The organism is Frankia sp. CcI156 (assembly GCF_001983015.1).
GTDB classification, from domain to species: Bacteria; Actinomycetota; Actinomycetes; order Frankiales; family Frankiaceae; genus Frankia; species Frankia casuarinae.
This window is the reverse complement of record NZ_MOMD01000032.1, coordinates 36357-47877: the sequence shown is the minus strand read 5'-3', so window position 1 is coordinate 47877 and position 11521 is coordinate 36357. Positions and strand designations below refer to the sequence as shown.

Here is an 11521-nt window from a genome sequence, read left to right as displayed (position 1 = left end):
ATGCGCGACCCGAGCGAACGTGTCACCCGCGCGCCGTCGCGGCTTCGTACGCGAAGTCCGCCTCCGGGCCCGGTTCGGCGCCGAAAGCGCCCGCGAGTCTCTCTCGCGCGCGGGAGAGGTGTTTGTGGAGTAAGATCGTTGCCGCGTCCTGATCGCCGGTCACGATCAGCTCAAGCAGGCGAGCGTGCTCGCCGTAGATTGATTCCGCGCTCAGCAGCGCCCGACCCTGCACCTGCGACATGCACAGCCGGACTTCACCGGCGAGTTTGTGGTACATGCCGCTGATGCGGGGGCTGGACATCGAGTCGACGAGGCTGATGTGAAACCGCATGTCGGGCTCGACGATCGCGATCTGAGGGCCATTGATCACCGACTTGATCTCGTCATTGGCCATCTGGGCCTGCGCGGGAACGCGGCGGGCCGCGGCGAGCAGCCGGAGTGGCTCGCGCTCGAGGCAGTAGCGCGTGTTGTAGATGTCGCGAACGTCGTCCGGGCCGAGCTCGGGGACCCGGGCGACCTTGTGACTGCCGCGGACAAGGAGACCGGCCGCGACCAGCTTCTCGATTGYCGCCTTCGCGGTCGGGCGAGCGACATCGTACTGGGTGGCGACGCCTACTTCGGTCAGCGCCTGGTTGCTGCCGATAGTGCCGCTGAACAGCTCGGTGCGAAGATTTTCGACCACCGCGTCTATGAGCGATACCGGCTGTACAGGGCGGCGCATCACCCAGTCACCTTCCAGTACATGCGAGTCAGGCGGGTTGGTGACCCTCATGGAATCAACACGAGCTAGCCGAGATTACAACCGTCGGTCGTCGTAGCCCCGCGCGGTCTCGACCTCGGTGGGCGCACCTCACGGCGGGCCGCATCGGCCAGCAGCGCCGTGAACCGGACCAACCCATGAGGGCCGGGGCCTGTCAGGGCTGAACCGCCCCGGGCTCTTGAGAGCCCGGGGCGGTTCACCCGCCCACGTGAGCCGCGTTCTCAGGTATTCAGCTCCGGGGTGTCGTGGGTCGGGGTGAGCTCGGGGGTGGCGTGGTAGTCGACCGCGCCGGCCGCCTGCGGGTAGTGCAGGTCGAAGGCGGGCCGCTCGGAGCAGATCCGCGGTAGCGAGGTGAAGTTGTGCCGCGGCGGTGGGCAGGACGTCGCCCATTCCAGCGAGTTGCCGAAGCCCCACGGGTCGTCCACCGTCACGATCCGACCCTTCCGGTACGACCACCACAGGTTGTACAGCAGCGGCAGGGTCGACAGCGCAAGCAGGGAGCTGCCAGCGGTGGCGATGGTGTTCAGCGTGGTGAAGCCGTCGTCCGGGCCGTAGTCGGCGTATCGGCGCGGCATGCCCTTGACGCCGAGCCAGTGATCCACCAGGAAGGTCAGGTGGAAGCCGAAGAACATCGTCCAGAAGTGCACCTTCGCGAGCCGCTCGTTCAACATCCGGCCGGTGACCTTCGGGAACCAGAAGTACACCCCGCCGAAGCCGGCGAACAACAGGCCGGCGACGACGTAGTGGAAGTGGCCGACGACGAAGTAGCTGTCCGAGACGTGGAAGTCGATCGGCGGGCTGGCCAGCAGGACACCGGTCAGACCACCGAACAGGAACGTCACCAGGAAGCCGACGGCGAACAACATCGGCGCCTCGAAGGTGAGCTGTCCGCGCCACATCGTGCCAATCCAGTTGAAGAACTTGACCCCGGTTGGCACCGCGATCAGGAACGTCAGGAAAGCGAAGAACGGCAGCAGCGCCGCGCCGSTGACGTACATGTGATGCGCCCACACGGCGATCGCCAACGCCCCGATGCCGATGGTCGCGTAGACCAGTCCCTTGTAGCCGAACAACGGCTTGCGGGAGAACACCGGGATGATCTCCGTTATCATCCCGAAGAAGGGCAGGGCGATGATGTACACCTCGGGATGCCCGAAGAACCAGAACAGGTGTTGCCAGAGGACTGCGCCGCCGTTACCCGGGTCGAAGATGTGCGCGCCGAACCGGCGGTCGAACTCCAGGGCGAGCAGCGCGGCCGCGAGCACCGGGAAGGCGACCAGAACCAGGATCGAGGTCACCAGCAGGTTCCAGCAGAAGATCGGCAGCCGGAACATCGTCATGCCGGGCGCCCGCAGGCAAAGGATCGTCGTGATGAAGTTGACCGCGCCCAGGATGGTACCCAGACCGGAGACGGTCAGACCCAGCACCCACAGGTCACTGCCGATGCCCGGCGAGTAGGCAGCGTTCGACAGCGGCGTATAGGCGAACCAGCCGAAGGAGGCGGCGCCGTTCGGCGTAAGGAAGCCCGCGGTGACCGTCAGGCTGCCGAACAGGAACAGCCAGAACGACAACGCGTTCAGCCGTGGAAAGGCCACGTCAGGCGAGCCGATCTGCAGCGGGATCAGGTAGTTCGCGAACGCGAACGCGATCGGCGTCGCGAACATCAGCAGCATCAGCGTGCCGTGCATCGTGAACACCTGATTGTACTGCTCGTTCGACAGGTACTGCAGGCCCGGTCGGGCGAGCTCGGCCCGGATGAGCATCGCCAGGATTCCAGCGAACGCGAAGAATACCAGCGAGGTCATGAAGTACAGCAGCGCGATGTCCTTGTGCGACGTCGTCCGCAGGTACTGCGCCAGGGTTTTCACAACCCTGGGCGGGAGCTCGCCCGCCGGCGGGTCCGTGTGCCCGGCCGGCCTATCGTGCACAAGTGTCACATTCCGCTCCCGATGGTGTTGCCGCTGCCAGCGGTGGTGCGCGCGGCCCCGGCGTCGGGTGTCACGACCGCCGCCGGGCAGCCAACAGTGAATGTGTCATTACCGTCGGCGCGGACGGGTCCGCCGAATAGACGGCCCCACGCCGCGCGGCTCGGCGCACCGGCCGAGGAACCTGCCGGCACTAGTCACGTTATCCGCGCATCGGCCGCCGCGGCCCGGTCTGACGTCCTACATCCAGAGGCACTCCGGCACCCGGAGCGGGCGCAGAACGTCCTGCCCAGGCGGGTCCACCATTGGTGGAATCACCTTCTCGGCCGAGGCCGCCGCCACAGCGAAGGCCGCCCTGGCCACCAGTATGAGCGGCCGGGGCATCGCGTTCGGCATCCCGGTGGATCTCCCCGAGCTCCGTGCGCCACTCGTCGAGGTAGCGCAGGCCTCCGGGAAAGCCTCAGCCCGAAGCCGGCGGAGGTGAATCCCCGCCTGGTACCTGCGGTCCGCGTCGCGCAGGAAGGCGGTCCACCCAGTGGACCGACGTCTTACGCGACGCAGATCGCGAGCGTACTTTTGGGCGACGGGCTCTCGCGCGAACACCGCGAACACCGCGAACACCGCGAACACCGCGAACACCGCAACGTCGCATTCCCCAATGGCCGGGCCCCGAACATTCCCATCACCACAGTCCAACATTCCCGCTATCACAGGAGGAAGACATGTCCCTCGTCAGACGGATCCTCGTCATGCTGCTCGCGACGGCGRCAGCGGCGATCACCGTGGCCGGGCTCGGAACCACCGCCGCGTCCGCGGCCCCCGCCTGCAACCCGAAGCTGGCACCCTACGGACTCATCGGCGCACGCTGGAACCAGCTCGGCGGCCCCCGCAGTTACCTGGCCTGTCCGACCAGCGGCGAGCGCGACGTCTACTTCACCAACGGTGAATGGGCTGGCCGGCGGCAGAGGTTTCAGGGTGGGGAAATCACCTGGTCTCCCCGACAGGGGAAGCGGATGGTGATCACTGCGTGGGAGGCGAACGGTTACGCCCACGTGAGTTGGGGGCCCACCGACCCGTACCACTACGACAAGTTCATCGTCCGCTGGACCGCGTACGGCAACACCTGGCAGCGGGACGTGACCGGAGGGACATCCGGGCAGTTCCGCGTCGTGAGTGAGACCAACGGCGGCTACCAGTTCCTCATCGAGGGCTGTGACAACGGCGGCATCGGCGGGTCGAAGTGCCGCCAGGGCTGGACCCTGCCCACAGCCACCCGCCGTTAGCCACCGCAGGCCGCTGCCGGGCCGCGTGTCCGCGCCCATTGCCGTGTCCGCGCCCATTGCCGTGTCCGCGCCCATTGCCGTGTCCGCGCCCATTGCCGTGTCCGCGCCCATACAAACACCTGTGCTTCGATTGATGTCCTCCGGGTATCCGTCGACTTTGCTTGATGATCGAACGCGAAACTGCTCGGGCACTCCCGCCGGACGTCGGCTTCAYGACATCGGGGAGCCGCATGAAGTCGTGAGACCAGCCGATCAAGTCTGGATAAAATCCGACGGAAGGCGAGGTTTTCCTCACTCAGGCAGCTACGTCATCGGGGGTGACCGGATGTCCGGATCCGGCGGACTGGTGGCGCGAACGCGCTCGCGTGGACCTGACGAGTGCACGGCCGAGGGGGCCCATGACCGGGCCCAGGACCGGACCAACTCGGCTGGTTCACCACAGGCGGCAGGTTCCGCCGAGCCCGCCGAGCATAGTGCGGCACCGCGCGCCGCTGCCGCTCGCGGGCCGGCGGCGCCCCGGGGACGCGGGGTACTCGAAGGCGCCTTCGACATTCTCGACGCTCTGTCCTGGTTCGACTCCGTCGGCCTGTCGGAACTCGCCAGGACCGCCGGGCTGCCCAAGACGACGGTACATCGGCTGGTCGAGCAGATGTGCGCGCTCGGGGTAGTCGATCGGGACAGCGGCGGCTACCGGATCGGCTCCGGCCTGCGCCGGCTGGCAGCCCCGGACCGTTCCCTGCACCGGCTGGCACGGATCGCCCGAGACCCGGTCGCCTCGCTCAGCGCGGCCACCCGTACGGCGATCGCCTTGGTCGTCCTGCGGGAGAGGCGGCTGGCGCTGGCCACCAGCGCCGCTGGGGACCGTGGGATCGACCTGCGGGGCAGCACGAGTTCGCTACGGCTCGACACCGCCGCCGGCCAGATGCTGCTTGCCTGCCAGCCGGAGCTGGTGCCGCCGCCCTCGATGTCCGAGCGGGAGTGGAAGCGGGCCCGTGCTGTCATCCGGCGCGAGGAGGCGGCGTTCGACCAGCAGGATCTTGTGGATGGGATCTGCTGCGTGTCGGTGCCGGTGCGTAGCCGTGACGGGGTTGTGGTGGCCGCGCTCACCGCCTTGGTAGTGGCCCAGCGCATCCCCGCCGGCCTGGTCGGGCGGATCCGGCACGCCGCGGGGCGGCTTGGCGGACGCCTCACCGGTCCGTTGGAGGGGCGTCCGCTTCCGTGTGGCGCGACTGACGACAAGCGGGCACGAGGCCGGCTGGTCCTGGTCGAGGACCGGTCGGACGTCCCCGGCGGGCAGGGACCGGGCGTAGCCTAGACTCGGACAGGTTCGGTAACCAGGGCTCCGGCAAAGTTGCTGGTTAGCAACTGAAGTTCATGATTGTCTGTAGGGGTCGTTCGGGGCGGCTGGCGTGGTGGCGGAGCGCCTGGGGGCGGGACCGTCACCGGCCAGCCCCCCGCTGTCCGGCGTGCAACCAGCCATCGAAGGGATCGCCATCCCGGGCGATCTCGCGGCGGCGATCATCCGCGCGCTCGCCCAGCTCGGCGGGCAAGCCGCGTATGCCGTCCGGTCCAGTGCGACGGCAGAGGACCTGCCGTCGGCCTCCTTCGCCGGCCAACAGGACACGTACCTGAACGTCGTGGGGCCGGCGGCGATCCTCCAGCACGTCAGCCGGTGCTGGGCCTCGCTGTTCACCGAGCGGGCCGTGACCTAYCGCCAGCGCAACGTTGCCGGCCCCGAGGTCTTCGCGCTCGACGAACTKGGCAAGATCACCCTTGCCGCCCACGGTGACCATCGCACCGCCGTCACCGACAACAGCGCCGGCATGTTCGCCGCCGCCTCGGGCGACGCCCTCATCGCCAAGGACGGCGCCGCCATCGCCAGGACCACCTATCGAGAGTGGCTCGCGCGCTGACTCGGYCGGGGCGTGCACGACATCCGTCGTGTGGGACCCGGCCGGAATCCTTGTAGATTCACGTGGTCGACGACCGGCGTTTCCGGCGGGCTACTCCACCACCGCTACCGGTTCGCGCTGCGGGGCCGCCGGCTGGGCGTTCGCGGGGCCGTGCGCCACGGTGGCAGCGGGGCGGCCGGGGAGGAAGAGGCTGGCGACGAAGCCGACGGCGGTCAGGGCGACGACCCACCAGAACGTCACGCCGAACGCCTCGGCGACCTTGTCGGCGACAGGGCCGGGAAGCTTCACCCCCGCCGACTCGGCGAGCGCACCCTCGCCACCGACGCCCGGCAGCCGGCTGGCGATGGCGTGCTGCAGTTCGACGGCGACCAGCGCGGTGGCCAGCGACCCGCCGACCCGCTGCAGGATGTTCAGCGTCGTGGTCGCGCGCGGCACCGCCGCCTGCCCGAGCGTCGCATAGGCGGCGCCCATCGCGGGCATCATCGTCGCCCCGAAGCCCAGACCGCGCACGAACAGCGAGAACGCCAGCAGCACCTCATTGGTGTGCGCGTCGACCTGGGTGAACAGCAGCGTGCCGAGCAGGGCGAGGACCATGCCGAGCGGGACGACCGACCGGGCGCCGCGGCGGTCGGAGACCCGTCCCGCGATCGCCATGGAGATCATTGCGCCCAGTCCCTGTGGCGCCATGAGCAGGCCGGCGTCACTGGCGCTCTGCCCGCGCGCGACCTGGTAGTAGAGCGGAAGCAGGAACATCGCACCGAACAGCATGGCGCCGATCACGAAGGTCGTGACGCTCGCGATGCTGAACACCCGGTCGCCGAACAGCCGCATGTCGAGCAGGGCGCCGTCGCGGCGCAGGGCGTGYACGACGAAGCCGGCCAGCAGCACTACGCCGACGGCGATGCTGACCTGCACCTTCGCAGCCCCGAAGCCGCCGCCGTTGCCCGCCTCGGACAGGCCGTAGACGAGCGCCGCCAGCCCCGGCGAGATCAGCGCCAGGCCGGGCAGGTCGAGCCGGTGGTGCGCCGAGCCGCGGTCATCGCGTGGCAGCACCCGCCAGGACAGGAACAGGGCGAGCACGCCGATCGGCACGTTCACGTAGAAGATCCAGCGCCAGCTGAGGTGGTCGACGATCAGTCCGCCGATGACCGGGCCGAGCACCGGCGCGATGAGCATCGGGACGCCGATGATGCTCATGACCCGGCCGATCCGCTGCGGGCCCGCGGCCTGGGCGAGCAGGGTCATGCAGATCGGCATGATCATGCCGCCGCCGAGGCCCTGCAGGACCCGGAAGGCGATCAGCGTCCCTGCCGACCAGGCGAGGCCGCACAGGGCACTGCCGGCGACGAACAGCGCCAGCGAGATGTTCCACATCCGCGTCGCGCCGAACCGCTCGACCGACCAGCCGGCCAGCGGGATCACGACGGCCAGCGCCAGCAGATAACCGGTGGTGACCCAGGAGATCGTGGACAGCGACGTGTGGAACTCGTTACCGAGCGCGTGGATGGCGACCGAGACGATCGTCGTGTCGAGGATCACCATGATCGCGCCGAGCATCACTGTGGCGGACAGTCGGATCAGCGCCGGGTCCAGCTTGGCGGCCGAGGCGGGCCCGGGCGCGGCGGTGGCGGGCGGCGAGGCCGCGTTGGGTTGGTCAGGCACGTTGATCTCCGTGGCAAAGGCGGCAGACGCCGGGGGCGGTCGGTCGCGTTCGGACCTGCGGCGACCGGACGGGACAAAGCTGGTCGCCGCCCAGCATCCGACGCTCGTTGAGTTGTGTCAAATATATCGTCGTGACAACGAGACGTTCGCGGCGGCTTGCCGATACGATCGACGCATGATCGAAGCCGCTCGGGAGGCCGCCGGGGAGGCGACTGCCCGAGATGCGACCGCCCGGGACGCGGGCACTCGCGAGGCGGGCACTCGCGAGGCGACAGCTCGCGAGGCGTGGCGCGCCATGCTGGCGCTGACCTTCAGCGGCGAGGCGCCCAGCCGGATGCACACCGTCTGCCAGGCGTTTGATCTCACGCCGGCCGCTTTGAAGATCCTTCTGGTGCTGTCGGGGGGCCCGCGCCCGATGCGCGAGCTCGTCGAGATGTTCCGCCACGACCCGAGCTACCTGACCAGCGTCGTCGACCTGCTCGAGCGCCGCGGCGTCGCCCGGCGCGAGCCGCACCCGACCGACCGGCGGGCCAAGACGGTCGCGATGACCGAGGAGGGCCGACGCGTTCTGGCCCAGGCCCAGGAGATGCTGTCCGTTCCCCCGGCGTCGCTGCAGGTGCTCTCGCCGGATGAGCAGCAGCAGCTGCTGCGCCTGCTCATCCGCGTCGTCGACGCGGAGCCCACTATTCCCACGGCGCTGCGCCCGCGTCCCGTCACGTCCCCATCTGACTGATCGGTTACGCTTCTGCTCCTACTGACCGAGTGACCCCGTCTTCGCTGTCCACAAAAGCGGGATCGTTCCACTGGCGGCGGCGGTCGCCTCGTCGGCAGCGGCCTGGGTGACCGGGCTGGTGAGATGGCTGGGCATGATCTGAGAGATCATMGTGCCGCCGCCGTGGCCGGCCCGCGGACGACCGAGCAGCGCTGGTTCAGAACTCGTACTTCTGCTTGAGCTCGGCGAGCGTGTCGAGGAAGCCGTCCAGGTGTTCGTCGGACAGCCGGTTGTTCACCATCAGCCGGATCACGGTCTGGTTCTTGTTCACCGCCGGGTAGCCGAACATCGGTACCAGATACCCGCGATCGAGGAAGTCCTGCCGGACGCGTACGGCGGTGTGGTTCGAGCCCACCGAGATCGATGTGACGTAGGTCGGCGTGGCGTTGATGGTGCAGCCGATCCCGAGCAGTCGCTCCCGCAGCCGGTCGACTCGGTCGAGGTAGCGTTCCATCACGGACGGGTCTTGTCTCATCCGGCGCAGCACATGGACGATGGCGCCGGCGGTCGGCGGCTGAATGTTGGTGGTRAACACCGACGTGCCCGACAGGAAGCGGAACGCATCAAGAGCGTCGGCCGGTCCCGCGAGGGCGCCACCGCCCAAGCCGATGGACTTGCCGAACGACACCATCAGGAAAGTCGCCCGGCGCAGCTCCTCGTATTCAGCGGCGAACCGGTGGCCGCCGTTGCCGTAGACCATGAAGCCGTTCGCGTCGTCGACGAAGCTGACCGCGCCGAACTCGTCGCACAGGTCGAGGATCTCGCCGACCGGAGCCATCGAGCCGTCGGAGTACACGGTCAAGAATCCGACAACGACCCGCCGGCCGCGGAGGTTTTCCAGCACCTGCCTGAGATCGGCAATGTCATTGTGGCGGAAGTTGATCAGGTTACGTCCGAACTTGAATCGTTCAACGGCCTTCCACATGCTCCAGTGGCTGTCCCGGTCGAGCACGAACACCGTGTCGGCGTTGTCCACGCCGGGCTGGTCGTTGAACGAGAACCTGGCGCTCATCGCGTGCACGAACCCGACGTTGGCCAGCAGCCCGGTGGCGTAGGTGAGCGCCTTCTGCCGGCCGGTGATCTCGGCGACCAGCGCCTCCAGTTCCAGGTGTGGCCGGGCGACGCCCTGAACCACTCGGGAGCCGCCGACGACCAGGCCATAGTTCATCGCCGTCTCGACGAAGACGTTGCGCACGTCCGGGTCGTGTTGCCATCCGAGGATGCCGATGCCGGCGAAGTTGACCACTTTTCTGCCGTTGATGCTTATGACCGCGTCGTTGCGGTCGTCAAGCTCGGGAGTCGCGATCAGTTCACCGCTTCGCCTCGCGCTTTCGACCCATTCGGAGAAACCCCAGCGGGCCAGCGCCGGCTCCGCGGACAAGGCAGTCATGATCGTCCCTCATTTCGGCGAGTTAGGCCCAGGAGTGTTGGCGTCTTCTCGTTGCTCGGTGGTGGAAGGGCAAATGCGAGACCGCTGGACGGCGCAAACAGAGCAGGCCGAGACCAGGTCAGCCCACGACGGGGCCACCGAGTTCGGAGCCACCGAGTTCCGGTCGGTTCAGAGCAGGGTGCCGAGTCGGGAGTCGACTTCCTCGGCGCTGATGCCGAATTGGGCCAGGTCGTAGCGGTGCGAACGGAGGCGTGCGTCTTCGGCCAGCACGGCCGACATGGCCGGGCGGACCTCGTTGGCCAGGTCCCATCCGAGGTGGCGGTAGATGTCGGCGACGACCGCCAGCGGGTCGGCGGTGAACTCGTCGAATTCGACGTCGTAGAATCTGGCCTGGTCGTGTTTGGCCCGCTCCGTGGCGAATCGCGCAAGAGTGCGAGTGGCGAGTGCGAGCAGGGTAGGGCCGATCACCTCGCCCTGGAAAACTGAGGACATGCCCGCGGCAAGCTTGCTCGCCATGCTGCACGCCGATCCCAGTACCGTACTAGCGGGTCTGCGGTGGGTCTGGATCACCATTGCGTCGGGGTAGGTCGCCAGCAGGGCATCCAGACAGGGCATGTGACTGGAGGACTTGAGTACCCAGCGTCGCCCGGGGTCATGCAGCCCGATCAGTTGGAGGTTGCGGCGATGCCGCCGGTACGCTTCGGTCGAGTCCCGGCCTGCCAGCCACGCGGAGTACGTCGGCACGTACCCGGTGAACTCGAAATACGGCGAGACCATCGACTGGCGGGTCAACAGCCAGCACTCCTCGACCTCGCCGGCTTTGCGATTGTGGATGCCCAGGTAGCCGGGATGTTGCTCGACAAACTTGTCGACGCCCCCCTGGACCATCTGGAAGATCGGGTTGGTAGGCCAGGTCGAGCGTGCGGGCCGGGGCTGGGGAGCGTAGCCCAGCCACAGTTCGAGCCCTTGGTTGGCCGAGTCGGCGGTGAGTAGCCGGTGCAGGGTGGTGGTGCCGGTCCGCGGCATACCGACGATGAACACCGGCCTCTCGATCGGGACCTGGGCGTGCTCGGGATGTCTCTGCCACCCGGCCTCACTGAACAGGCGGGCCATCAGGATGCCGCACAACTCGTCCTGGACCAGCTGGACGCCGTGCGGCGTCAGGCTCGCCTCTTCCTGATAGGAGGCCAGGAGCACCTCGAGCCCTTCCAGATAGTCCGCCGGGCCGAAGTCGGTGAGTCCKGTGAGATCGGATGCCGTGGTGTGTAGCTCCTCGATTGTTTGGATCTTGTCCACTGAGTACGCTCCTCTGGTCCGTCAGCAGACGGCTTCAACAAATTCTCGAGATACAACGACCGGTTCCTCCCTGAGGGGCAGCAGGTGGAACCGGCCTTTTCGCGGAGCGTACGGAGGGTGTATAGGGGTCTCCGCGGCTGGCCAGCCGGAAAACATCCAGTTTCCCAGGCCGGCTCTGGACGCCGTGCCCGATGCCGCTCCTGATTTATCCGCGCCGGCGGGTCCCGGTGCAAGATATGGCCGTCGATCCGGATGACAATGCGAACGTCATGACCGCGTCCCTTCCGCAACTGTCGCGAACGTCCTGGTAGGCCATCGGCGGCACCCGTTCGCCGGGTGCGGCAGTCTGGGCAGCTGAACATGCCGGCGAAATACTGGTCTCCACTGACTTCGAGCCAATCATAGCCGATACGAGTGGGTGATCGACGTTCTGCGCCCGGGGCCAGCCATCGACAATTGAGATCGGCTGATACGAACATCAGAGCCAGCACGGCCGTGGGTTGATACCCCGCTGCTTCGG

General features: G+C 67.8%; 8 protein-coding genes and 1 pseudogene. 4 read left to right on the top strand and 5 right to left on the bottom strand.

What is annotated here, in order from left to right:
- Window positions 1-22: 22 nt before the first annotated feature.
- Window positions 23-721: a GntR family transcriptional regulator gene (locus CcI156_RS13225; protein ID WP_076805993.1), complete on the bottom strand. Its 699-nt coding sequence runs from the start codon at window positions 719-721 to the stop codon at window positions 23-25.
- A gap of 260 nt (window positions 722-981) precedes the next feature.
- Entirely contained in the window at window positions 982-2697 is a 1716-nt protein-coding gene (ctaD, locus tag CcI156_RS13220; protein WP_076805957.1) for a cytochrome c oxidase subunit I, read from the bottom strand.
- A gap of 710 nt (window positions 2698-3407) precedes the next feature.
- On the opposite strand from ctaD, the gene CcI156_RS13210 reads away from it, so the two are divergent.
- The 3 genes and pseudogenes from CcI156_RS13210 to CcI156_RS27770 form a co-directional block, all read left to right on the top strand.
- The gene (locus CcI156_RS13210) at window positions 3408-3968 is read left to right on the top strand and encodes an LGFP repeat-containing protein (RefSeq protein ID WP_076805955.1); all 561 of its coding nucleotides are present in this window, start codon (window positions 3408-3410) and stop codon (window positions 3966-3968) included.
- A 325-nt stretch (window positions 3969-4293) separates the two neighbouring features.
- The gene (locus CcI156_RS13205) at window positions 4294-5283 is read left to right on the top strand and encodes an IclR family transcriptional regulator (RefSeq protein ID WP_023841223.1); all 990 of its coding nucleotides are present in this window, start codon (window positions 4294-4296) and stop codon (window positions 5281-5283) included.
- Between the two features lie 151 nt (window positions 5284-5434).
- Window positions 5435-5692 (top strand): annotated as a pseudogene (locus tag CcI156_RS27770) (PEP/pyruvate-binding domain-containing protein); the annotation flags it as partial.
- Between the two features lie 279 nt (window positions 5693-5971).
- Here CcI156_RS27770 and CcI156_RS13195 read toward each other — a convergent pair.
- Complete coding sequence (locus CcI156_RS13195) at window positions 5972-7543, bottom strand: DHA2 family efflux MFS transporter permease subunit (RefSeq protein WP_011436445.1); 1572 nt, start codon at window positions 7541-7543, stop codon at window positions 5972-5974.
- Window positions 7544-7718: 175 nt separating this feature from the next.
- On the opposite strand from CcI156_RS13195, the gene CcI156_RS13190 reads away from it, so the two are divergent.
- Window positions 7719-8276, top strand: coding sequence for a MarR family winged helix-turn-helix transcriptional regulator (locus CcI156_RS13190; RefSeq protein WP_035732334.1), 558 nt, complete (start codon window positions 7719-7721; stop codon window positions 8274-8276).
- 196 nt (window positions 8277-8472) lie between these two features.
- Here CcI156_RS13190 and CcI156_RS13185 read toward each other — a convergent pair whose 3' ends face one another.
- Window positions 8473-9705 carry a pyridoxal phosphate-dependent aminotransferase family protein gene (locus tag CcI156_RS13185; RefSeq protein ID WP_011436447.1) on the bottom strand — a complete coding sequence of 411 codons (1233 nt, stop codon included), beginning with the start codon at window positions 9703-9705 and terminating at the stop codon, window positions 8473-8475.
- Window positions 9706-9873: 168 nt separating this feature from the next.
- A complete protein-coding gene (locus CcI156_RS13180) occupies window positions 9874-11001 on the bottom strand; it encodes a sulfotransferase (protein WP_011436448.1) in 1128 nt (375 codons plus the stop codon).
- Window positions 11002-11521 lie beyond the last annotated feature (520 nt).

Excerpts from the sequence above, each read along its gene's own strand:
- CcI156_RS13190 (WP_035732334.1), top strand. The coding sequence starts at position 7,719 with ATGATCGAAGCCGCTCGGGAGGCCGCCGGGGAGGCGACTGCCCGAGAT.
- CcI156_RS13205 (WP_023841223.1), top strand. The coding sequence starts at position 4,294 with ATGTCCGGATCCGGCGGACTGGTGGCGCGAACGCGCTCGCGTGGACCT.